Source organism: Chitinophaga ginsengisoli (assembly GCF_003014595.1).
GTDB lineage: Bacteria > Bacteroidota > Bacteroidia > Chitinophagales > Chitinophagaceae > Chitinophaga > Chitinophaga ginsengisoli.
Window position 1 is genome coordinate 327,111 of the sequence record NZ_PYGK01000003.1, and the last position, 21,668, is coordinate 348,778.

23 protein-coding genes are annotated in these 21,668 nt (G+C 43.1%); 13 read left to right on the top strand and 10 right to left on the bottom strand.

The window, feature by feature from the left end; translation table 11 throughout:
• The first annotated feature begins 28 nt into the window (after positions 1-28).
• Together CLV42_RS09230 and CLV42_RS09235 are read left to right on the top strand one after the other, a co-directional pair.
• On the top strand, positions 29-2,428 hold the full coding sequence (locus CLV42_RS09230; protein WP_106601620.1) for an outer membrane beta-barrel family protein: 2,400 nt from the start codon (positions 29-31) through the stop codon (positions 2,426-2,428).
• A 156-nt stretch (positions 2,429-2,584) separates the two neighbouring features.
• On the top strand, positions 2,585-4,042 hold the full coding sequence (locus CLV42_RS09235) for a serine hydrolase (RefSeq protein WP_211303417.1): 1,458 nt from the start codon (positions 2,585-2,587) through the stop codon (positions 4,040-4,042).
• A 254-nt stretch (positions 4,043-4,296) separates the two neighbouring features.
• Here the strand turns inward: CLV42_RS09235 and CLV42_RS33875 are convergent, their stop codons facing one another.
• Positions 4,297-4,440 (bottom strand): hypothetical protein, encoded by a 144-nt coding sequence (locus tag CLV42_RS33875; protein ID WP_170117444.1) that lies wholly within the window; start codon positions 4,438-4,440, stop codon positions 4,297-4,299.
• 249 nt (positions 4,441-4,689) lie between these two features.
• Between CLV42_RS33875 and CLV42_RS09245 the strand changes: the two genes are divergently transcribed.
• The 3 genes from CLV42_RS09245 (at position 4,690) to CLV42_RS33675 (ending at position 6,528) form a co-directional block, all read left to right on the top strand.
• Positions 4,690-5,148, top strand: coding sequence for a nuclear transport factor 2 family protein (locus CLV42_RS09245; protein ID WP_106601621.1), 459 nt, complete (start codon positions 4,690-4,692; stop codon positions 5,146-5,148).
• Between the two features lie 159 nt (positions 5,149-5,307).
• Positions 5,308-6,204, top strand: coding sequence for a helix-turn-helix domain-containing protein (locus CLV42_RS09250; protein WP_170117445.1), 897 nt, complete (start codon positions 5,308-5,310; stop codon positions 6,202-6,204).
• Between the two features lie 36 nt (positions 6,205-6,240).
• Positions 6,241-6,528 carry a hypothetical protein gene (locus CLV42_RS33675; protein WP_146154351.1) on the top strand — a complete coding sequence of 96 codons (288 nt, stop codon included), beginning with the start codon at positions 6,241-6,243 and terminating at the stop codon, positions 6,526-6,528.
• 661 nt (positions 6,529-7,189) lie between these two features.
• Here the strand turns inward: CLV42_RS33675 and CLV42_RS33680 are convergent.
• Positions 7,190-7,606 carry a hypothetical protein gene (locus CLV42_RS33680; RefSeq protein WP_146154352.1) on the bottom strand — a complete coding sequence of 139 codons (417 nt, stop codon included), beginning with the start codon at positions 7,604-7,606 and terminating at the stop codon, positions 7,190-7,192.
• Between the two features lie 206 nt (positions 7,607-7,812).
• On the bottom strand, positions 7,813-8,241 hold the full coding sequence (locus CLV42_RS09260) for an EthD family reductase (protein ID WP_106601624.1): 429 nt from the start codon (positions 8,239-8,241) through the stop codon (positions 7,813-7,815).
• A 220-nt stretch (positions 8,242-8,461) separates the two neighbouring features.
• Here CLV42_RS09260 and CLV42_RS09265 point away from each other — a divergent pair, with 220 nt between their 5' ends.
• Positions 8,462-9,280: an SDR family NAD(P)-dependent oxidoreductase gene (locus CLV42_RS09265; protein ID WP_106601625.1), complete on the top strand. Its 819-nt coding sequence runs from the start codon at positions 8,462-8,464 to the stop codon at positions 9,278-9,280.
• A 41-nt stretch (positions 9,281-9,321) separates the two neighbouring features.
• Positions 9,322-10,170 (top strand): oxidoreductase, encoded by an 849-nt coding sequence (locus tag CLV42_RS09270; RefSeq protein WP_106601626.1) that lies wholly within the window; start codon positions 9,322-9,324, stop codon positions 10,168-10,170.
• Between the two features lie 175 nt (positions 10,171-10,345).
• Here CLV42_RS09270 and CLV42_RS09275 read toward each other — a convergent pair whose 3' ends face one another.
• The 4 genes from CLV42_RS09275 to CLV42_RS09290 form a co-directional block, all read right to left on the bottom strand.
• Positions 10,346-12,745 carry an ABC transporter permease gene (locus CLV42_RS09275; protein WP_106601627.1) on the bottom strand — a complete coding sequence of 800 codons (2,400 nt, stop codon included), beginning with the start codon at positions 12,743-12,745 and terminating at the stop codon, positions 10,346-10,348.
• Positions 12,746-12,938: 193 nt separating this feature from the next.
• Positions 12,939-13,916 carry a hypothetical protein gene (locus CLV42_RS09280; protein WP_146154353.1) on the bottom strand — a complete coding sequence of 326 codons (978 nt, stop codon included), beginning with the start codon at positions 13,914-13,916 and terminating at the stop codon, positions 12,939-12,941.
• A 251-nt stretch (positions 13,917-14,167) separates the two neighbouring features.
• On the bottom strand, positions 14,168-15,721 hold the full coding sequence (locus tag CLV42_RS09285) for a phosphatase PAP2 family protein (RefSeq protein WP_106601629.1): 1,554 nt from the start codon (positions 15,719-15,721) through the stop codon (positions 14,168-14,170).
• Position 15,722: 1 nt separating this feature from the next.
• Positions 15,723-16,682 carry a transporter gene (locus CLV42_RS09290; RefSeq protein WP_106601630.1) on the bottom strand — a complete coding sequence of 320 codons (960 nt, stop codon included), beginning with the start codon at positions 16,680-16,682 and terminating at the stop codon, positions 15,723-15,725.
• Between the two features lie 363 nt (positions 16,683-17,045).
• Here CLV42_RS09290 and CLV42_RS34430 point away from each other — a divergent pair, with 363 nt between their 5' ends.
• Positions 17,046-17,180, top strand: coding sequence for a hypothetical protein (locus tag CLV42_RS34430; protein ID WP_262509993.1), 135 nt, complete (start codon positions 17,046-17,048; stop codon positions 17,178-17,180).
• On the opposite strand, the gene CLV42_RS09295 is transcribed toward CLV42_RS34430, so the two are convergent.
• Positions 17,181-17,891, bottom strand: a complete 711-nt coding sequence (locus CLV42_RS09295) for a VOC family protein (protein WP_106601631.1) — start codon at positions 17,889-17,891, stop codon at positions 17,181-17,183.
• A gap of 105 nt (positions 17,892-17,996) precedes the next feature.
• On the opposite strand from CLV42_RS09295, the gene CLV42_RS09300 reads away from it, so the two are divergent.
• Complete coding sequence (locus CLV42_RS09300) at positions 17,997-18,338, top strand: winged helix-turn-helix transcriptional regulator (RefSeq protein WP_106601632.1); 342 nt, start codon at positions 17,997-17,999, stop codon at positions 18,336-18,338.
• Positions 18,339-18,408: 70 nt separating this feature from the next.
• A complete protein-coding gene (locus CLV42_RS09305; protein WP_106601633.1) occupies positions 18,409-18,633 on the top strand; it encodes a dihydrofolate reductase family protein in 225 nt (74 codons plus the stop codon).
• A 91-nt stretch (positions 18,634-18,724) separates the two neighbouring features.
• On the opposite strand, the gene CLV42_RS09310 is transcribed toward CLV42_RS09305, so the two are convergent.
• The gene (locus CLV42_RS09310; RefSeq protein ID WP_106601634.1) at positions 18,725-19,201 is read right to left on the bottom strand and encodes a hypothetical protein; all 477 of its coding nucleotides are present in this window, start codon (positions 19,199-19,201) and stop codon (positions 18,725-18,727) included.
• 140 nt (positions 19,202-19,341) lie between these two features.
• Between CLV42_RS09310 and CLV42_RS09315 the strand changes: the two genes are divergently transcribed.
• The 3 genes from CLV42_RS09315 (at position 19,342) to CLV42_RS09325 (ending at position 20,933) form a co-directional block, all read left to right on the top strand.
• Positions 19,342-19,731 carry a hypothetical protein gene (locus tag CLV42_RS09315; protein WP_106601933.1) on the top strand — a complete coding sequence of 130 codons (390 nt, stop codon included), beginning with the start codon at positions 19,342-19,344 and terminating at the stop codon, positions 19,729-19,731.
• 108 nt (positions 19,732-19,839) lie between these two features.
• Positions 19,840-20,190 (top strand): hypothetical protein, encoded by a 351-nt coding sequence (locus CLV42_RS09320; protein ID WP_106601635.1) that lies wholly within the window; start codon positions 19,840-19,842, stop codon positions 20,188-20,190.
• Positions 20,191-20,267: 77 nt separating this feature from the next.
• Positions 20,268-20,933, top strand: a complete 666-nt coding sequence (locus tag CLV42_RS09325; protein ID WP_106601636.1) for a hypothetical protein — start codon at positions 20,268-20,270, stop codon at positions 20,931-20,933.
• Positions 20,934-21,104: 171 nt separating this feature from the next.
• Here CLV42_RS09325 and CLV42_RS09330 read toward each other — a convergent pair whose 3' ends face one another.
• The gene (locus CLV42_RS09330) at positions 21,105-21,557 is read right to left on the bottom strand and encodes a lipocalin family protein (RefSeq protein ID WP_106601637.1); all 453 of its coding nucleotides are present in this window, start codon (positions 21,555-21,557) and stop codon (positions 21,105-21,107) included.
• Between the last annotated feature and the right edge of the window lie 111 nt (positions 21,558-21,668).

Below are 21,668 nucleotides of genomic sequence, written 5' to 3' on the forward strand. Positions count from 1 at the left end.
TCAACAGTCGTGCCAGTAGTTTTGTCCCATGCGTAAACTACTTCACTTTATCTTTTTATGTTGGGCAGCCGGAGCCCATGCGGGCACTATACGGGTAACAGTATACACTATCGGTGAAACGCCTGTTCCCGGGGCTATTGTTACGCTGCAAGGCGTACATCCTCCTTCAATGGCGATACATATGGTTGCTGATTCTGCGGCCCGCGTTGCCTTCCATCCGGCTCAGGACGGGGAATATACCATCACCGCTGCCGCATTCGGCACCGGCATTGCCAACAGCGGCCCATTTGTATGGCATGGCCGCGATACGGCCATCACCCTAATGCTGCCGTCTAACACCAGGGAACTAGCCGGTGTTACGATTACCGCAAATAAGCCACTGGTAGAAGCCGATGGCGACAAGATCATTTACAACGCAGGAAGCGACCCCTCACTGGCGGGGCTGTCTGCCGCAGAGGCGCTGGCCAGAACGCCCTTCGTGAGCGTAGATGGTGAAGGCCATGTGCAATTGAAGGGCAAGGGAGGCTTCCTCATCATGCTCAACGGAAAGCAAACGTCCATGTTTGCCAATAATCCCGGCGAAGTGTTAAAAGCGTTTCCAGCCACCATCATCAGTAAAATTGAAATAAATACCCAGCCGTCAGCCAAATATGAAGGTGAAGGGATCAACGGCATCATCAATATCATCACCAAAAAGAAAGTGGCCGGCTACAACGCACATACTTCTCTTACCTATAACTCCATTGGCCAGGTGAATCCTAACATGGCCTTCAACCTGAAATACGGGAAGCTGGGTATCACCTCATTCGTATACTTTGCCAACAGCATGAACTTTCATGCGCATGGTGAACAAGTATACACCCCGCTCATCAGCGCACCGTTTGCGGAACGTCGCACGCTCGATACCACTACCACGAACGGATATATGGCCGGTGGCAACCTGGAAGTAGCATACGACATTGACAGCCTACGGACACTCAGCCTCTATGGCCGCCTGGCCGCAGGTGGTAAGACGCTGGAACAGCAAAGCCTGATCCGTTCCTATAGTACGGCACATGACCTGCTCCAGCAAAGCAGGCTGACCTCCGAAGACGAATCGCATACCCCTTCCGGAGAAGCGGGGTTTGACTATCAGCAGCGGTTCAGGCAACCGGGCCGTTCCCTTTTTATGGGCGTGAACGTGCAGACCAGCGGTCAAAAAAAGATCCTGCAAAGCGGGCAGGTGTACACCACAGAGGAAGAGCGACTGCTTCGTAACCAGTATCGCGGCAGCAACACACAAACCTGTATCCAGGCTGATTATGCGCTGCCAATCCACCCATCATTCATCCTGGAAATGGGTGCGAAAGCCATCTTCCGGCAGGTCGGCGCTGTTTATGCCAGCCAGATAAAAGACCTGGACGCCGATCAATATCACCCTGACCTTGCTAACGACGACGAGCTGACCTATAGCCAAAATGTAGGGGCGCTGTACAGCATGGGCACCTGGAAAATAAAGCGTGGCGGTATCACCGTCAAAACGGGCGGACGATTGGAAAAAACCAATATACAAGGGCATTTTATCCGCAAGAAAACGGATGTGACACAGGATTACTACAGCTTCCTCCCCAGCTTTTCGATTACAAAAAACTGGGCGAGTGGCCGGTATCTTACCTTGCAGTACAGCCGTACGCTTACACGGCCCGGCCTCAGCTTTCTGAACCCTTACACCGACAACCGTGATCCACTCCTCATCAGCCGGGGTAACGAGCATCTGCATCCCGAGTTCACCAATAACGGGGAAGTATCCTTCTCCAATTTCAACGACAAATTCTCTTACACCCTTGCCCTTAGTGGCGCGCTGACCCAAGGCAGCATTCAGCGGTACATCCGTTTTGATGAAGCTACAGGCGTCAGCACCCAAACGTACAGCAACATCGGCCGTAGCCAGGTGGCCGGCGTTAGCGGCTACCTTTCCGCTAATCCGGCAAAGCAACTTTCCGCCACTCTAAATTTCAATTGTTATTATGCAGCTATTAGCAGCACTGCCGATGCCTCGGAAAAGCACCGTGGATTATATGGCTCTCTAAGCACAGCGGTGACTTATCTGCCCAGCGAGAAGTGGATGTTATTCAGTAATGTCAATTATACCAGGCCCCCGGTACAGCTGCAAGGGCGGAGCGGCGATTTTCTGTTCTACAACATCGGGGCCGGTTACTGGCTGTATAAAAAGAAATTAAGGCTTACTGTGGCCATGCTAAATTTCATGAACAAATACTGGCAGGTAAATGACCGCTTCGAATCTCCTCTGGTTCGACAGCAAAATACCAGTTTCAGAGACGTTAGAAGCCTCTCCATAGGCCTTCGTTTCAGCTTTGGTAAATTAAATGAAAATACCTCCCGGAAAAGAGGTGTTAAGATAGACGATCGCAACCAGGATCCACAATAATCAAAACACTTGCCTGTCACTGAAGTTTCGCCGGAAAACTATCACCTGGCATATACAAACCAATCCCAGATTGTCAGATCCATTTATAAAATAAGCGCTACATTTATCTACTTATCCCATATAAATGAAACATCAACTATTAACACGCTTTTTTTTTTGCCACTTTGTTTAATCACTTCGTTTGCCAGCGCACAATCTCTTACCACTTCTGATAGTATAGACATCTTTGTAAAGAGCAAAATGCAGCAACGCCACATTCCTGCCCTGCAGGTAGCTATTGTACGAGATGGAGCAATTGTCAAAAACACAACTTATGGCATTGCTAATCTTGAATATAATATCAAGGCCACAGACCAAACGATCTTTTCTGTCAACTCAATTACCAAAGCTTTTGTAGGAGTAGCCATTATGCAATTGGCGGAAGAGAATAAGCTGAAAATCACAGATCCGCTGTCGCGTTATCTGGATAGCTTACCTGATAGCTGGAAGAATATCACTTTGCAGCAGGTACTGACACATATCTCGGGACTGCCTGACATTATGAATGAGGAAGAGCAGGTAATGGGACATGGGGATGAGCAGGAAGCGATGCAACAGGTAAAGCTGTTACCCATTGAGTTTAAACCCGGTGAAAGGTTCAGGTACAACCAGACGGGCTATGTGTTGCTGGGACAGATTATCACGAAACTGAGCGGAATGCATTTTACACAGTTTATCGAGGAAAGGCAGTTCAAGCCTGCTGGTATGGTGCTTACCCGGTTTGGTGACTCTTACGATGTAATTCCCAATTATGCGGGCGCCTATACGATGAACAGACAAGTGGGCGACCGCTTTATTCGAAACAGTACACCGGGAAATAGTTATATACAGTTTCCCCTGTTTTTCAGAACGGCTGCAGGTATACAATCTACGGCTACAGATATGGCTAACTGGGTGATAGCTTTGAAAGCCAGGAAATTATTAAAACAGTCATCCAGTATTGACCTCTTATGGACACCGGCTATACTTAACAATGGGAAAATCGGCGGCTTTAACATGTTAACAAACGGATACGCCCTGGGTTGGCCTACTGTAACCCGGGATGAGCATCCTGCCGTTGGTCCTGTGGGCGGCGGACGATCAGCTTTATTCGTATATCTGAAAGATGATCTTTCCATTATAGTATTGACCAATCTGATGGGAGGCAATCCGGATCAGTTTATTGATGAAATTGCCGGCTTCTATATCCCGGATATGCGTGAAGTGAATGGTTTCGGGTTGCCAGCCAATCTGAAGAAACTAAGAGCCGCCTTGCTGAAAGAGGGCTTCGACAAAGCCGTCACCGTCGCTGCTCGTTTGAAAAAGAACGATCCGGCATTTCAACTGAATGAAAATGAATTGAATAAATGGGGGTATCAACTCTTTGCTCAGAAGAATATCAGCGCGGCAACAGCTATCTTCAAACTGAACGTATCACTATACCCTCAGAGTGCAAACACCTACGACAGTCTCGCGGAAATACTGGAGGCTACAGAGCAGTACTCAGAAGCCCTTGCCAATTATAGGAAAGTGGTCGCATTAGAGCCGCAGAATAAACACGCAGCTGCAAGGATACAGGCCTTGTCAGCCAAATAAATATTAAAGGGAAGACGTGCTCAAACTGATCTGTTAGATCGTGTGTAATCAGGTTTGAGTTTCGCATATCCGGAGTTACAAAAGCCCGGCTTCTAATCTAATAGAAGCCGGGCTTTTGTGTTTGCATGAAGTGCCTGCGAAGTCTAAGCCCCTATTTCACAACTTCACTCACCAAAATGACAGGCATAGCATTCGTATAATTCACAAAATCTCCACGAATCGCGTCTCTATTTGGAGCGATAGCCGCCTGATATTCACTTAAGCTTTTTACATAGAAAGTGCCGATAGCCATTGGGAACATTATTGACCATCATAATCTCCCGGGAAACTTTGCCGTTTTTGAAGAATTTACGCGCAATAAACTTTTTTGCACCATCTAAATATTCTTCCTCGCTCATGATTTTTTTCCCATCAATCCAATATCCCCTGCTTATTCCACTTAAACTATCATCCTTAAAATTCTGAAACTGTACAGTAAAAGTATCTGATAACTATATAGCTCCTTAACCCAAAGATGGAACAGGTACTAGTTTTTGGTGACTGATTATCCCCCATAAAATTGATTGAATTGTAGAACTATTGATTTGATTTTTTGTAACAGCAGGGCGTGCATCACTGCTAACTTTGTATCAGAAAAAGTAAATACAATGAAAACAAAAGAACAGATCAGAACTCTTGCACAGCAGGCTTTCAAAAATCACCTGGAATATCTTTCTTCTGGAAGAATTACAGAATGGGTGGACTTGTTCACAAATGACGGCGAATTACAATTCCCATATGCTCCAGCAGATTTCCCAAAATACGTAGCTGGAAAGAAGGCGCTCTATGATTATATGAAGAATTTCCCTGAACACTTTAAGGTAACATTCGAAAACCTTCATTTCCATGCAACAGAGGATCCTGCACTGGTAATTGCAGAGTTTACAAGTGCAGGGCATGCCATTTCAACTGGCAAATCCTATGATCAAAAGTATATTTCAGTAGTTACTACCAACGAAGATGGAGAGATCGTTAAATATGTAGATTTCTGGAATCCAATGATCGCGTTGGAATCTCTTAATGCACCACTCGCAAGCTTTGTAGGAGGCAACCAGGCACAAATCTAATCCGTTAATCGCCAGCCGCGGGATTATCTAATCCCGCGGCTGTCATGCTTTATAGAGATATGTTTCCACTATCAAATCTCATTATTATACACCATGAATTATTTGCGTAATTTTACTTTTCTGAAAAGAGTCTTTTGTAATCATAATCAGAAAAAGAAATTGGCTAAACCAGAGACAATAGAAGAGTATTATGCAAGCCGCCCTTTTTTGCCTGCCGCTGATGCACCAAAAAATGCTGCGCATTTTAACATCTTTCGCATTGGTGCCCCTGATATTGAAGACATAAGCGTTCCCTTCGGAAGGAAAGACTATTATAAAATTTGTATCATCACGGGCAACAGTCGCATACATTATGCTGACAGAACATTTGAGGTACAGAAGCGAGGGCTTTTATTTGCCAATCCACAAATTCCATACAACTGGGAGCCACTTTCTTCTAATCAACAGGGCTTCAGCTGCATATTCAATGAAGCTTTTTTCGATCACTTTGGAAGGATAAAGGATTATCCTGTTTTCAAGTCAGGCGGTTTTCCCGTATATGAACTGACAGCTGCAGAACTGTCAGTGATCAAGGCCATTTTCGAGCAAATAATGAGTGAAAAGGAAGGACAGTTTGAATTCCGAGATAACGCGATAAGAACGCTTATACTTCAACTGATACATAGCGCCATAAAAATGCGCCCCGCAGATAATACTGCTCCGGAGAAAGTAAATGCGGCAGGCAGGATCACCACACTATTTTTAGAACTGCTGGAACGACAATTTCCCCTGGAAAATGCATCATCCGAAATTCAACTTCGTTCTGCCTCTGATTTCGCTACACAGATGGCTGTACACGTTAATCATCTGAATAAATCCGTAAAGGAAATAACCAATAAAACTACATCTGAGATTATTATGCAACGTTTGTTGCAGGAAGCTAAGATCATGCTGAAACATACAAGTTGGCCTATATCAGATATTGCCTATGCGCTCGGTTTTGAGGGGCCTACGCACTTCAGTGGTTTTATTAAACGACAGCTGCAGTTGTCTCCTTCTCAGTACCGGAATGCATAGTTTGGTGTACACATGTTTTAATTCATTCTGAAGGAAGTGGCATCTGGCATCCCATTTTTCATTTCATGGAAGCTATATTCACAAACTACGCATCTTCCAGAAATCCAATTAACTTTATACCCCATTTTGGGTAATGACATTGCCCCAAAAAAAGATATTGAACTACTTATGGGACCTATACCAGAAAACTATACCGATTTTTTATATTGGTTGAAGAATCAAACCGAAAATTATTGGAGCCAGGATCCTAAAACCACAACAAACGAAGATAAATGTCCGCAGTGGGCATATGGAGCTAAGTGGATCGGTATGAGCGATGAATAGATTGACCATGTACAGGAAAAATATTCGATAAATTTTACGCCAGAGCATAGAGAGTTCCTGAGAATCCTTCATACTATCGATCGAAAGGAAAAAATATATAGCGAATACGGTAGTGAGGAAGGAGAATACTATGAGCGCTCCTTCTTCCGCAATTGGCTGGAAGACGACGAGGATATACGATCGAGGTTGAGCTTTGTATATGATACGATATCAGAGGATAAGTAAATTGGTTGCTATTTTCCCCTGCAGACCTTTATATGATCTGTATTTTTTCCTTCTTACAAGGCTTTTAAGTCCACTATTTGTTTAAAAGAAGCACATCGCTATTGCAAAACAAAAACAAACATCCAAAGTCCGACATCTCTAGTTTTCATGCCTGCAATATCCCAAATAAAACATAGGGATGTTCTCTTCATTTGATAACCGGGATAACCGATCATTCTCGTATAAGTATCCATCTTTTATCCACAGCGTATCCCCTAAGCGCTGGGGTTTCTCGGTGTTATACTTCAAATACAGAACATTACCATCCTGCTTCCATGTTCCAAGATACCACATGTCGAAGAAAATTCCTGTCCAATTCAGTTCGAACGATTTATCACTTCTGAACTTTAATGTAGCCTGATTCTGCGTCCCCTCAAAGCAAGCTCGAATTACAATTTTACTTTCCAGGCACTCTGAGCTTAGTCGATATGGACTGAGAAAAAAGTAGCATAATAACGCCAGGTAAAGTAATGTTGGGAGGGTACGCAAGATGCCCTCCGTTTAACAAGCTGGCTTCCAGTGGGATCTCTTCTCTCTGTAATCTAAAGGTAAACTGCGGCAAGTCTACATCTTCCTTTTTCACAATAACAAGCCTACAATTGATATGTTTACTACCGAGTACATCAAACGATGCCGACCTGCTTTGTGAAGTATCGAAATTCGACACCGGATAATCTACAAAAATAAAGAAACCGGCATCAGGCACCGGGAAATAATGTCCTGGCACTATCCCGAATGCATTACCTGCACCGTATACTTCCTGACCAACTGCTCCTGATTGAAGCCCTTGCCAATTATAGGAAAGTGGTCGCATTAGAGCCGCAGAATAAACACGCAGCTGCAAGGATACAGGCCCTGTCAGCCAAATAAATATTAAAGGGAAGACGTGCTCAAACTGATTTGTTAGATCATATGTAATCAGGTTTGAGTTTCGCACATCCGGAGTCACAAAAGCCCGGCTTCTAATCTAATAGAAGTCGGGCTTTTTGTTTGTATGAAGTGCCTGCGAAGTCTAAGCCCCTATTTCACGACTTCACTCACCAAAATGACAGGCATAGCATTCGTATAATTCACAAAATCTGCACGAATCGCGTCTCTATTTGGAGCGATAGCCGCCTGATACTCACTTAAGCTTTTTACATAGAAAGTGCCGATAGCCATAAAAGGCAAAGGTTGGTTGGGAATACCACTGGAGAGCCCTTTTTCAATGGTATATTTAACCAGATTTGACCCTAAAAAGCCCGCCACCATAGGCATGTGTTTAGTTTCATAATACTCCATATTGAAGGTCTTGCCTTCGGCATAAGGGTACATGATAGAGATCTTAATTAAGCCTTTTTCAGTAATATCAGTATTGTGTTCCTTAGATTTTCCAGGCTGCTTTTCCTGACTAAAGGCAATTAAACTAGTGGTTAAAAGCAAACAGGATAAGATTAATTTAAGCTTCATAACTGGTTAACTTTATTTAAAGAAATGTAAGACTTTAATAGCACTTAAAGAAATTTCGGGCGACTGAATATCTTCCCATAAATCAGACCACCGTGGTAGCGCCAGTAGTTCCAATGTGATCTACATCACAATATTGTCTCCCTGCTGCCAACGTGATGTATGTCACGTAGTCATCTCAATTTTCATCGCGAATTTTACATCGTAATCAAAACATAAAACGATGTCAAAGATAATTTTCATTACAGGAGCCTCACGCGGATTTGGCAAAATCTGGGCAGAAGCATTTTTGAAACGCGGTGATAAAGTAATTGCTACAGCCCGCGATATCAGCCATCTGAATGACTTAGTAAAAAGTTACGGAGAAAATGTATTCCCCCTTAAACTTGACGTGAATGACCGCAACGCAGTCTTTGCTGCAGTTAATGCAGGGAGACAACACTTTGGCGCTATTGATGTGCTGATAAATAACGCCGGTTATGGTTTGTTCGGTGCTATTGAAGAAACTACCGAGCAAGAAGCACGCGAACAGATGGAAACAAATTTCTTCGGCCTGCTTTGGGTAACACAGGCAGTACTACCAATTATGCGCGAACAAAAAAGCGGCCATATTATCCAGTTATCAAGCGTACTGGGAGTGGTAACCGTTCCAACACTAGGATTATACAATGCGTCTAAGTTTGCGGTAGAAGGTTTAACAGAATCCTTAGCACCGGAAGTTGCACAATTCGGTATAAAGGTCTCTATGGTAGAACCAAATGCTTTTTCAACCGACTGGGGTGGCGCTTCAGCTATTCATACGTCGGCAAACCCTATTTATGATCAGGTTAAATCAGATCTACAGGCTGGCTTTACCCCTGACTTCTTCGGTAAACCGGAAGCAACTGCCGAGGCGATCTTAAAACTGGTAGATAGTGAAAATCCGCCGTTACGGTTATTCCTTGGCAGCAAGGCATATCCCTGGGTAAAACAGGTGTATCAAACCCGCTATGCGGAATGGGATACCTGGAGTGAAGTGTCAAACGAAGCCCATGGACACTAAATATCTGCTCTCATTCTAAAACGACAATAAAAGATCATATCATGAAAACGCAGAAAATATGGTTCATAACAGGCGCATCAAAAGGTTTTGGATTGGAAATTGCCAAAGCTGCGCTTACAGCAGGTGATAAAGTAGTCGCAACAGTCAGAAGCAACGCTGATCAGTTAAGGTCTACTCTGAAAAATGAAAATGACGCACTGGTTGTAACACTCGATGTAACCAAAGAAGATCAGGTGAAACAAGGCGTGCAGGATGCAATAAAAAAATTTGGCCGGGTAGATGTATTGGTGAATAATGCCGGCTATGGCCTGCTTGGTGCTACTGAAGAAGTATCTGACCTGGAAGTAAGAAAGCAATACGATACAAATGTTTTCGGGTTACTGAACGTTACCAGGGCTATTTTACCCTACATGCGCAGCCAGAAATCAGGACATATCATCAACATATCTTCCTTACTTGGCTATATAGCCTCCGTACCCGGATTCGGGCTGTATGGTTCTACCAAATTCGCAGTAGAAGGTATAACCGAGGGTCTTGCACTGGAAGTAAAACCACTGGGTATACATGTTACAACAGCGGCACCAGGGTATTTCAGAACAAAATTCGCCTCCACTGAATCCTATCAGGCGGCAGAGAAAGTCATTGATGCATACAAAGATACCGTAGGATATGTAAGAGGGTTCATCAGCCAAATAGACGGCAACCAGCCAGGCGACCCGGTAAGGCTGGCACAGGTAATCCTCAAGCTGGCTGCGAGTGAAAACCCACCAATACATTTACCACTGGGATCAGATGCGGTAGCTGCCTTCCGGGCCAAAACAGTGCAGGCTGGCAAAGAAGTAGATGAATGGGAGAGCATATCTGGCAGTACGGACTATCCAAAAGATTAAAAAGCAATATCAGTATAGTTCGGGAGAGCTCTCACAAAGTTCGAAGATGATGCTCCCGCAGCATCAGGTGGTAGATCCCTCATGGTATTCATATCGGGGAAACATCCCTAAAATAAAAAGAGGACGCCTTTAGACGCCCTCTTTTGCTATGATCAAGCGAATTCGATAAAGATGATCATTCCATTCTCAAACTCTTCACCGGGTTTGCCATCGCTGCCTTTATAGCCTGATAACCAACAGTAAGCCACGCGATAATCTCAGAGACAAGAATGGTTGACAAAAATATTCCGATACCAATATCTATTCTATATGCAAAGTGTTGCAGCCATTGATGCATTATATAGTAAGCCAATGGCGTTGCGATTAAAAAGGCAATGCCAATAAGCAGTGTAAATTCCCTGGAGATTAAATAAATGATGTTGCTTACTGATGCACCTAAAACCTTTCTAATGCCTACTTCTTTTCTACGCTGCACTGCCATGAATGAAACAAAGCCATACAAGCCAAGACAGGATATAAATATGGCAATACCTGCAGATATCTTAAACAATTGCGAGAGCTGGCGTTCCTGCTTGTAAAAGCTGGCGATCTTATCATCGAGGAACTGGTATTCATATATAAAATCAGGGTAAGTCTTGTTCCAAATTCTTTCTATTGTCGCTAACGTTTGCTTCACATGTTGCGGCTCTACTTTTATATTGAGTAAGCGGTATACTGTTTTGAAAGAACCCAGCACTACAGGCGTCATTTCTGTTGCCAATGAGCTACCGTTAAAATTCTTCACTACGCCAACAACCGGCGCTACCATATTCCCATCCCAAAAATTTATTTTCCTCCCTATGATATCTTCAGGGTTTTTGAAGCCTAATTTCTTTACCATCATTTCATTGACCACAAATCCGTTTACAGAGTCAGCGGGACTATACGGCTGTCCGGCGATGAACTGAATATTATACGTTTTAAAGTAATCAGCGTCAGCCCACTTAAAATCGGCCTTGAAGTCTGATTTCTTTATGGCATTATCAAATTTAAAATCACTGTCCCAACTTGCTTTATCCATTGCGCTAAAGGCACTTAAACTTACATTCTTTATTCCAGCCTGTTGTAGCAATTCCATTTTTAAAGCATCCATTTCGGATAAGCGCTTATTGTCGTGTGCGACAGGCACCATAACAATTGCATCTTTATCAAAACCCAGGAAGGCATTTTGAAAAAGATCCATTTGGCTCACTATAATTAATGTTCCTATAATTAAAGTCTGCGCAACTGCAAATTGAGAAACGACCAGCACTCTTCTCATAGCAAGCCCACTGGTCGTCTTGCTGGTAAACTTATTCTTCAGTACATTGATGGGATTAAATCCGGATAAAACAATTGCGGGATAGAAGCCTGATAAAAAGGTAACAATAACAGTGAGGCTGAGTAAAAATACAATCAGTGAAAAAGAGAACTGCATTTGCACCGGTGTTTGTAAGAGATGGTTGAGCAAAGGCAATGCACTAAATGCAAATCCTATGGCTATAATAACCGAAGCCAGCGTAATGAGAAACGTTTCACTTAAAAACTGAACAACCAACTGTTTCTTACTACTACCTAACACCTTTCTGATGCCTACTTCTTTTGAACGGTTTACGGCCCGCGCAGTAGCTAGATTGATGAAGTTTATGCATGCAATAATTAAAAGAAATATGCTTACCAGGCTCAAGGCGGCAATTAGTTCTTTGCTGAAGGTCTTTCCGCTAAAAGTTCCGAACCGGCTTTCGTAGTGTATATCGTTCAACGGTTGTAGCATATAACCATGGTTGGCATATTCAGCAGGTGCATGCTTTTTTACAAAAGATTTAAGGTCATTATCAAACTGCTGTGCCGACATGTTTTCTGGAAGCACGATGAAGGTATTTAATGATCCGTCCTGGCCTGCCCAATCCATTGAAATGTCCTCACGCACGGAAGATTTAAAAGACAGTACAACCTGTGGGGGAAAGTCAGTATTGGCAGGAATATTTTTCAGAATGCCCGTTACCTTGTAAACCTGGTCGTTATTGTACTTAATGAATTTATTGATGGCGGTATGCCAATCCCCAAAATACTTTTCTGCTATTGCTTGTGTAAGCACCGCAGTATTGGGTTCTGATAATGCAGTTTTCGGATTGCCTGAAAGGAAGGGGAAATTGAATATGTCGAAAAATTCCGGCTCGGCATAAAACACGTTCTCTTTAAATTTTTTTTGCACCGTATTAGCATTATCATCTACTACGGTCACCTGCTGATCACGTCGATCATATATGCGGGCAACGTGCTCCAGTTGCGGATAGTCTATGCGCAGGCCTTCAGCTACAGGAAGGGCGCTACCTTCCGAATAGTTCACTCCAGCCGGCGTTTGCGTTACCGCTACCACTCTATAAATACGTTCTTTGCTTTTGTGAAAATTATCAAAACTTGTTTCATATTGAACTAATAAGAAAATAAGCAGACAGGCAGCAATACCTACTGCTAACCCGAGGGTATTAATTGCGGCATAGGTTTTATGGTTGCGTAAATTCTGCCATGCAGTTTTTAGATAATTCATTAACATAGAAAAGTAACATTAAGCGTCCGGATATAGTAATTGCAAGGTCAACCAAGAACAATGCCATCCGCTTACTAATAATGAAAACAAGCAATCTATGAATTTAAAAAAATAAAAAGTGTACGGTTTCGATACAATAACTGTTCGTTTATAAGGTAGTTTCAATGTCGTTTCGTTGGAGAGGAGTAGCTGCAACTGTTTATCTGACAACCATTCCGGTTATTTTTCCTGTTATATCATCGAGGCTTACGGGTTTTGCGTTTTTCCAATATGTTGCGATACCGTCAAGATAACCGGCCACATAAACATCATTTCCTGCCACAGCAATCATCTTGACCCCAGCACCTGCAGCTTCGTTCCCACTGGTCAATGGGAAGGCTGTCCCATTCTTCCAATAAACAACGATATTGGCGCCTGCCTGATTTCTGTCAATTCCTGCTACGTATATATCATTACCGGATACAGCAATAGCATTTGCCCTGCAGCCCCCTGGAAGAATGAAAGGCTCACCGTTTTTCCAATACATGGCAACTTCCTTTCCATCCGCATCGATTTTAAAACCTGCCACATAAACGTCGCTTCCGGATATTGCAATAGCACTGGCTTCTGCACTTTTTTTACCGTCTGTAAGCGCTTTTGCTTTCCCGTTTTTCCAGCAAGTGGCCACATATTCCCCTTGATCATTAGCCTGGTAACCGGCTATATAAACATCGGCTCCGCTAATGGCAATGGCATATAATTTAGCGTCTTCGCCAAACGATGTGGCCATCCCATTTTTCCAATACATCGCCTTGCTCCCATCATTTCCAATCACGTGTACATTGGGTCCGGATACGCAAATGCCGGCCGCTTTTGCATATGTTTTCCCATCAGTGAGTGTAACTGCTTTCTTATTTTTCCAATAGGTTGCAACGGTCTCCCCTCCCGTGTTATACTGATAACCGGCGATATATTCATCATTGCCAGATATAGCAATTGCTGACGCGCCTGCATCTGTTTTTCCATCCGTCAACTGGATCATTTCCCCGTTTTTCCAATAGTGGAGCCCAGTTCTTTTACCGGAAAAGTCATCAAATATGAATAATAGCGAAGGAGATGACTGCGCCCGAAGAATAGAGGTAGTAACCAATAATAATAATAACAGTGTGCCTGCTAATCGCTTTAATTTTCTCATCATTTTTTATCGTTTTTTCGTACGCTGTTTTGGGTGACTATGTCTTGAAAGACAATCCTCAAAAATATGCTACCACCAGGATTTACGGCACTTCCTTTGGCTACTGATCGACTACAGCCGCCTCACCAGGCGTCTACAGAATGTCTACATGTTCCGTTATCAGCTTATCAGAAAAAACGCCGGGCGATTCATCACCCGGCGTTTTCTTTTTTATTCAAATTCCACAAGAAATGCTATCCCTCACACAGGCTCAATCACTCCGCTCCATCGCTCTTCGCCCTTTTCACCGCATAATCGCCCACACTCTTTCCTACAACCAATCCTACTGCACAATCACTTTTCTCATAGTGAATGCCCGCATAAAACCTGGACTTCGCAGCTTCCTCTGCCATCGCATCGTAAGCAGCAGCTCTTTCCGGAATAATATATCCTAGTATTGTCGCGGCAGCACCACTAAACGTTGAATGCCCAGATATATAGGAAGGGAAATTCGGAACGCCTGTAAGTGTCTTTATGTTTGGGTTCATCTGGCATGGGCGGGGATTGAAATAGGCGAACTTGGCATCCCAACAAACGATCGCAGCATCCATTTCAGCCATGGCAAGAAGCGCCATATTACGTGCCCAACGAACCTCACTAAAATTTTTCCGGATGAAGTCTTCAGCAGCAATCGACATCCAGTGACCTGCCGGTGTATAGGTGCCTGCGCCATCGGCCCAGAAATCTATGATACGCATCTTCTCACGGGTTGGATGTGAGGTCTGGTAATATACCGCTTCCACCTCTGCCTTCATCTCTTCACTGGAGGTGGAGGGTGGCGGACCAGGACGTAATGTGATCACTGTCAGTGAATCGAAAAGGAAGGGTTTCACTTTTCCAAACAAAGGCAGCATAGGAGGACGTTTGGGCGTTTCAAGGCTTTTCCAGGGGATCTCTCCCTTTTCAGTACACCCATCTTCCAGTTGTTTCCAAAGTGTAGCGTTGCCTACAGCTGCGCCGGCCCTGTCCCCTCTTGCCCTTGCTACAAATTTCTGCGCCACCGCTTTACCTAAAGCTTCACCAGCTTCTATATCACTACGAACATTGGCGCCTGCAATAATACGGGCCCGTTTCTGCTCTTCCGCTTTTTGTTGAATAAACTCCTGATCACCAGGGAAAAGCAGTTTCATCATTTCTGCCGCTACTCCTGCTAATACTGCATCTTCTGAAGGATAGGCAGGGAGGTCGGATTTGGGGATCAGCACTTTCAAGGTACTATCCACTTTGTAAGGTGCCGGACGATTGTATAGCGTTTTGTAGTACCAGGCGGCAATAAGTGCATCGTACTGTGCAGCTGCTACATAAGCGTAAGCCCTTGCTGCGTAGGGAGGATTGGCAAACGGGAATTGAGGGTATGCCAGGGGATTGCTGGCACTAGGCACCGGATAAGTACCGTCGTCATTCTGATAGGGCGGTAAATTATGTTTAGCCACCAGCTCGCGCAATATCTCGTTCCACCGTAGTACCGCTCCGGCACTCCAGTACTGTACGATTCTTTTTTCGTCGTTGGTCAGGTTTGCCTGCCAGGATTTTATTTCATTGATCTGTGCGATGTAGTCAGGCGTATTAATAGCTCCCGGGGCTGCCACTGCAAATTCTGATGGTGATGTAAGTAATACCGGCTTCCATGTTCCGGCATTCAGATCGATGTTGGATGGAGCAAGAGCGGGAATATTATCTGTTCTTCCTTCGATATCCTTGTTGCAGGCAATATTGGTCATTGTTGCCGTTGCAAAAACGATCACAAAGTAAAAAATTATCCTCTTCATATCAGTTAGCTTTTAAGGTTGGAGCAGTAGATGTTGACTTCCGGGAAAAATCCAGAATGTAAAAGATGGAACCATATACAGTAGTGGCTTGTCCCACATTTCTACCGGCCACCGTGGTATTACCGCCCGCTACTATTGATAGCTGCGGCAAGGGAGGAAGGACATATTTAAAATTTGCACCGATAGTAGTTGCATTCATTTTGTTGCTGGGGAAGGGCATGTTATTGCGGGTAATATCAAATCCGCCTAATGTCGTCCAGATATTGGCTACGGCTTCCGCTATCCAACGTTGATTTCTAAAACCTGCCCGAAAATTATAGTTCGTGGCATTGGGCATTTCTACCTCATGCGTATTGTGCAATTCGGTGGTATAATAGGACTCCCGGTCAATTTTAATATTATCCCGGAGCAGATATGTGGCAGAAGCTGTGGCAAAGAAGTCGCTCCACTTGTAATCCACCATGAGTCGTCCTAAAGCTGTTTTACTATGCAGGCCGATCGAGAGCGGCAGGTAATCGGGCGTATAATTGCTTAAAGGAAAAGATACGCCGGCAATACCCAGCACAGATAATTTCCCGTTGCCCAGTTTTGTTTGAAATGGGCGCCATTTCAGAAAAAGGCTAAGATCCTGTATTCCATCCAGGCCTTGTAATGTTCCTGCAGAAGCTTTTGTTTTGACGTAGGGCGCACTAAAAAGGACGCTTACCTTTTTTGTGATCCCATAATTACCCATTACGGTAAGCATCTTTGTGGATACAGTCCCCAGGTTTTCATTGTTTCTTTTCCGTGTTCCTTCCCAATAATTTTTCCAGCTGCTGTAACTGTACATTGGTCCTATACAAAATTCATGCTTCGACATCATGAGCGCGTCAATATCTGTTTGTGCAGACAAGGAGTGAGGTAATAGCATGGCAAACAATAACATTGCCCCCACGCCGATTTGGGTAGTTATTTTTTTCATTGTTCAAGATTTTGGTCATAAAACCTCATAGGTATGCCACTTTCATAACTTACGCTATCGTTCTACGAAATATAGAGACTAATTAAAGAAATAAACTTCCTTTGGTATAGAACAGCATGACGATCATCGTAAACTGCTTTAAATAATACAACATGGAAACATTATAAGTTATTACTTATAATAATATGTTCACTGATTTAAATATGACTCGAACTTCTTCCTCATAAAAATAGCAACTTTTGGCATAGTTGTGTTCCCCGTTGTTAAAATTTTTAGCGTTGTCAATTCAGGGCTCGCGCCCCAATATGTCCACTTCGGCCAAAGTAGCTTTTGTTTTAGTCCTGCCGGCAGTAATTTGCGGCTATGAAAAACATTAAACAACACGGAAAAACAGCAATCGTGGTCTTACTGCTGCTTGCACTTGTCACAGCAGCTTTACTTGAGTTTACTTCCGCAGGTCAAAAAGCGGCTTCAACCTGTATCGTAGGTGCGCCGTAATCATATTGTCTTGTACCGTTTGTTGATAAGCAATAGTTCGTCTTCTTCTACACCTAATTGTTGTAAGATAGCATTACATTCGGCTACCCGCTTTTCATCATTCATGGCGTTTGCCAGTTCTATACGCATTAGCAGTACTTCCGCCACTTCCTTCGGGCTCTCCCTCTCCCGATGCTTCAAGGCCACATCAAGTGTTTTCGCTGCCATCACATCATCGTTTTTATAGTCACGAAAACGCTTTGCAACTGCCAACGCCTTCATCATCCTGCTTTGTTCACGCTTATCGGCAGCTTCCCAGTCTTCCTGATCCCGCTCGCCATGGCTGATAAAAATCACAGCGTTGCCAGAGACATCCGTCAGGGTAAAACGCGTAGCACCTGGTTTCATCCTTGACATCCTTGGGACGCCAGTATGGGGCACTTTTCCGGTATGTTGCTTAAAACGGCCGGCAAGTTCATTATATACTGCCGCTGCATCCTGCACAACTACCAGACATCCTGTAAAGGAATTGGCCTGCTTATCCAATCCTTTGACATGGCCAAAGTGCAGGGCATATCCACCGCGCTCTACCACACCATATTGATACGGCCGGGTTTGTTTATAGGTAATCGTATATCCTAACATCACCCAAAAATCAAGCGTTTCAACAACGGATGCACAAGGTAAGATAGGAATCGTAAGCCATTCCCTGCTGATACTGTATGCTGACATATTCAAAACATTTGGCGCAAATTAAATCATCACCGAATGCGCGGGCTTTTACATACTTATTTGTATGTAAAGTAAGATGCCACCACCAAATTGTATTTTTGTGGTATGGCGAACTTTACCTACCAGGGCAGACTATACTACAATCCTATTGAACTCACAATGGCATTCATTGGCGGAACCTGGAAAATGCCAATTTTGTTAGCGTTACGCAAAGGTGCTGTCAGGTATGGCGACTTAAGAAAAACAATTCCACATATCAATGATAAGATGTTATATAGTCAGCTACGTGACCTGGAGAAGAAAGGCATGATCCAAAGAAAGGTATATCAGACAAAGCCACCACGGGTAGATTATATGTTGACTGAACTGGGTAAGAAGTCTATTAAGCTGATTGATAAAATAAACAATTTTGGAGAGTATTTGATGGAGGTAGAAGGTATTGAATAAGAAGACAAAAGGCGCCCCATCTATGCATATCTGGTTTTTGATATTGGATATGATTCTCTAACTTGAGCTTATGAAAATGAGATCAATTATTCCAGGCATCACTGTTTCCAGGGCACATAGCCTGATCAAAGCAGACCTTATTGATGAATATCGTTTCCTGGTGCATCCTTTGATCATGGGTAGCCGAAAAAAATTCTTCAAAGAAGGTTTTCCCCTTAGCAAACTGAAACTGGTGCATTCGGAGCAATTGGATTTGGGCGTAGCGCAGTTGATCTATGAAAAAGCATCCAGCTGATATACCTACACGCTCGATGTCAATTGTCCTGACAGTGTCTGTACAATTGACATCGAGCGCAAGTTAAATCATCACTGAGTCGAAAAACAGCTTATTGGTATTCCATATAGCTAAGATTGAAAAAATCGGGGATAAGCTCCTTATATGGCTTTGTCCAGCTATTCAAAACAAATGCTTCAAACATATCAGTCTGCTCCCTGTCAATCCGGAACCCTATTTTATCCAGAAAAGCCAGTAAAACGGTATAACCAACCACAGTTGGATTCGTATCAGTAACGCTACGCCCTTCTATCTTATGTATGCGTACAGTCCAGTGAGTAGTAATCAGTGAAAATGCGTATTGTAATCCATTCCTCGCTGCTAGTTTCCAGGAATCATAACCAATTGCTGGTATTTCTTCCATGTATCCCTGACTGACAAAGCCTTTCCCACTATAATGTTCTTCTATCTCATTCCTTCCCTGCGGATTAGGGAATACCTCAATATTTACAAAAGCAACAGACCGGATCCCATTTTTAGATATCTTCCAGCGAAAAGAATCGTTCTCATCTGTCATATTATTTATCATAATCACTGCATTGTTTGACTGCTTTGAAACAGATTGCAGCTAAAGTAAAATATAAAACCAGATAAATGAATTATTCTAAAGTTCTGCTTACCGCCCCATAAATGCTGCTTATCTTTAAGTCGATTGATTTAAAACAATTTATGTCAAAAGCTATGTTACATAATTCCAACGACCCACTTCTCCAGGCGTTTATAGCTGGAAAATCCGAACATACCTTGATGTTGCTCCACCATTTCATTGAACAATATCAACAACTGGGTGATATATATTTATACCCTACCAAATCAATGATCGGTATTGGCAGCGGAGAGACGCGGGTAGCATGGATTACGCAACTAGGCAAAAACTTTGTGCATATCGTATTCCCTTTTGAACAACCCCATGAGGACAATCTATGTTTTCAGAAAATAGTGCAGGTGCCTGGCGATGCTCACCAGTTTAACCATCATTTCCGTATGCTTCTTCCGGAAGATGTTAATGAAGAGGTGTTACAGTTTATGCGATTGTCATTGCAGGTAGGGAAATCATAAACCAGAGATGAGAGACAATGGTAATTCATACCTTGGTGATAAAATATCATGCTGCTGTGCCATCACTCTTCTGTAATCAAGTAGCCACTGGATCATTAATCTTGAATTATGACATTACCTAAAAAAGGACTTAGAAATATCACTGTTGACAATGTAAAGTATGCCTGGAATGCGACTGGAAATGATGGTTCGATACGCCTTTCAATAATTCATGTCAAGCACCAGCAATGTATAATCACTGCCAGTTTCAGTTACCATTCAAAACTGATAAATGAACATATTTTTCCCGATGGCGATAAAGTGCAATCATTCAGGCAGCAACTCATTATTACGGGATATATTGTCAGACAAGTCATTTTGTATGCCATGCAAGAAGGATGGGATCCAATGGGTAACGTTACTGTTTTAAATTTGGGAGCAATGGATGATAAGATAGATTTAAGAATTGAGCAGAAATGAGCTAATGTTGCCTTTATGCAATTGTCCCCAAAGGACTAATTAATCATAAAATTCAGACCTTTTAAAAAAGAATAGTAATGAGCTGGGACAGAAGGTACCATTTCTTCCTCTTGTTTGGGGATACTACCAATGATCAGGCGCCATGGAGCAATAAAGTATGGAAAGAAAATATTCAACCGCAACTCGATTCTCTATTAAGGCACTCTTCTTTCTATAAAAAAACCGGACTGGGGACAACCCAATATATCCCTAAGCCTAATTCTCAATACTATGAAATACTTAAGCTGGGCAAGTTGACATGGAATAAAAGTTCTCATGATAAATGGACTATTACTACACTAGCCCCCTTGCGCAAGTTCCATGGTATGGATATATGGACCCCCTCCCGGGGTACGTGTGCAAAATTAGGAGCAGCACCCGATATTTATTTCAGTATCAGCAACGAAAGGTTAACATATAATCTGAAGCATGCCGAATTTGAGTGGTTTGCCGTACTAGCTGTAGCAGTAGATCTTCAATGTGCCATAAAAAACATTGTTTCTGACTTATCAAAGACAATGCTTGCAAAGAAGACTGTGTATATTGAAAGAGGTTGGTTGCAACAAATTCAACATACTCCATGGCGGTTTATTAATGGCATTCAGGATACCGTCTCATACGGCATATATACGGAAGGCCCTAATAATTTACATGAGGTACCCTTTGAAAGCATACGGTTTGTCCCATTTTGGGAGACCAATTAGAGGAACGGAATCGGGAAATGTTCAAAGAAATGGCATTGCAAGTATTTAATTAATGCAAAATAAGTCTGCACGGTGAGTGCAGACTTTGTCCCCCCCAAAAACGCCGGAAACTTAGACAAAGCCTGGTAGGAAAAACCCCTACAAGGTTTTGTAATTTCTTGTGAATACAGGTTATTGTTTAACCAGGGTATATGTCATTCTATCTCCCTGTGTGATCCCATTCTCTACATAACAGATCAGGGTTTTACAGTCATAGCTGGTAATAATACCCTGCTGCAGCATACCATTTATGTTAATGGTATGACCTACCACATCCCAGGTGCCCTTTTGAACTTCATGTGACTCACAAACAGTACCGGCGTCTTTGTTTTCATAATTACCGTCGTTGCCCAGCACCAGGATATCGTCCTTTTCACAATCTTCCATAAAGGCCAGGTAGTTCACAGGCTGAGCCGTTGCGCTCTGCTTATACTCTAAAGCAGTAAGCTTATAAGATCCGACAAGGTTGGTCTTGCTGATTTCGCAACCGGATGGTTTATCCTCATCTTTATCTTTTTTACAGGATACAAACATGCTCGTAGATACCATTACCATTAAAGCCCATTTCATAGTAGTTGTTTTCATACATTTCGCTTAAGTGAATATTATTGGTGTTTAACAGTAATACCCCTCCGTTAGGTCAAAGGGTTGGGGAAAGTGAAAAAAATATTTTTTTTAGGGGTCACCCAACCCTTG

Coding starts and splice junctions, on each gene's coding strand:
- CLV42_RS09275 (WP_106601627.1), bottom strand. CDS start 12,745: ATGTTAATGAATTATCTAAAAACTGCATGGCAGAATTTACGCAACCAT.
- CLV42_RS09295 (WP_106601631.1), bottom strand. CDS start 17,891: ATGTCAGCATACAGTATCAGCAGGGAATGGCTTACGATTCCTATCTTA.
- CLV42_RS09315 (WP_106601933.1), top strand. CDS start 19,342: ATGTCAAAAGCTATGTTACATAATTCCAACGACCCACTTCTCCAGGCG.
- CLV42_RS09285 (WP_106601629.1), bottom strand. CDS start 15,721: ATGAAGAGGATAATTTTTTACTTTGTGATCGTTTTTGCAACGGCAACA.
- CLV42_RS33680 (WP_146154352.1), bottom strand. CDS start 7,606: ATGCGACCACTTTCCTATAATTGGCAAGGGCTTCAATCAGGAGCAGTT.
- CLV42_RS34430 (WP_262509993.1), top strand. CDS start 17,046: ATGAAAAACATTAAACAACACGGAAAAACAGCAATCGTGGTCTTACTG.
- CLV42_RS09265 (WP_106601625.1), top strand. CDS start 8,462: ATGTCAAAGATAATTTTCATTACAGGAGCCTCACGCGGATTTGGCAAA.
- CLV42_RS09310 (WP_106601634.1), bottom strand. CDS start 19,201: ATGATAAATAATATGACAGATGAGAACGATTCTTTTCGCTGGAAGATA.
- CLV42_RS33875 (WP_170117444.1), bottom strand. CDS start 4,440: ATGAGCGAGGAAGAATATTTAGATGGTGCAAAAAAGTTTATTGCGCGT.
- CLV42_RS09280 (WP_146154353.1), bottom strand. CDS start 13,916: ATGATGAGAAAATTAAAGCGATTAGCAGGCACACTGTTATTATTATTA.
- CLV42_RS09325 (WP_106601636.1), top strand. CDS start 20,268: ATGAGCTGGGACAGAAGGTACCATTTCTTCCTCTTGTTTGGGGATACT.
- CLV42_RS09245 (WP_106601621.1), top strand. CDS start 4,690: ATGAAAACAAAAGAACAGATCAGAACTCTTGCACAGCAGGCTTTCAAA.
- CLV42_RS09320 (WP_106601635.1), top strand. CDS start 19,840: ATGACATTACCTAAAAAAGGACTTAGAAATATCACTGTTGACAATGTA.
- CLV42_RS09260 (WP_106601624.1), bottom strand. CDS start 8,241: ATGAAGCTTAAATTAATCTTATCCTGTTTGCTTTTAACCACTAGTTTA.
- CLV42_RS09330 (WP_106601637.1), bottom strand. CDS start 21,557: ATGAAAACAACTACTATGAAATGGGCTTTAATGGTAATGGTATCTACG.
- CLV42_RS09305 (WP_106601633.1), top strand. CDS start 18,409: ATGAAAATGAGATCAATTATTCCAGGCATCACTGTTTCCAGGGCACAT.
- CLV42_RS09290 (WP_106601630.1), bottom strand. CDS start 16,682: ATGAAAAAAATAACTACCCAAATCGGCGTGGGGGCAATGTTATTGTTT.
- CLV42_RS09300 (WP_106601632.1), top strand. CDS start 17,997: ATGGCGAACTTTACCTACCAGGGCAGACTATACTACAATCCTATTGAA.
- CLV42_RS09270 (WP_106601626.1), top strand. CDS start 9,322: ATGAAAACGCAGAAAATATGGTTCATAACAGGCGCATCAAAAGGTTTT.
- CLV42_RS09230 (WP_106601620.1), top strand. CDS start 29: ATGCGTAAACTACTTCACTTTATCTTTTTATGTTGGGCAGCCGGAGCC.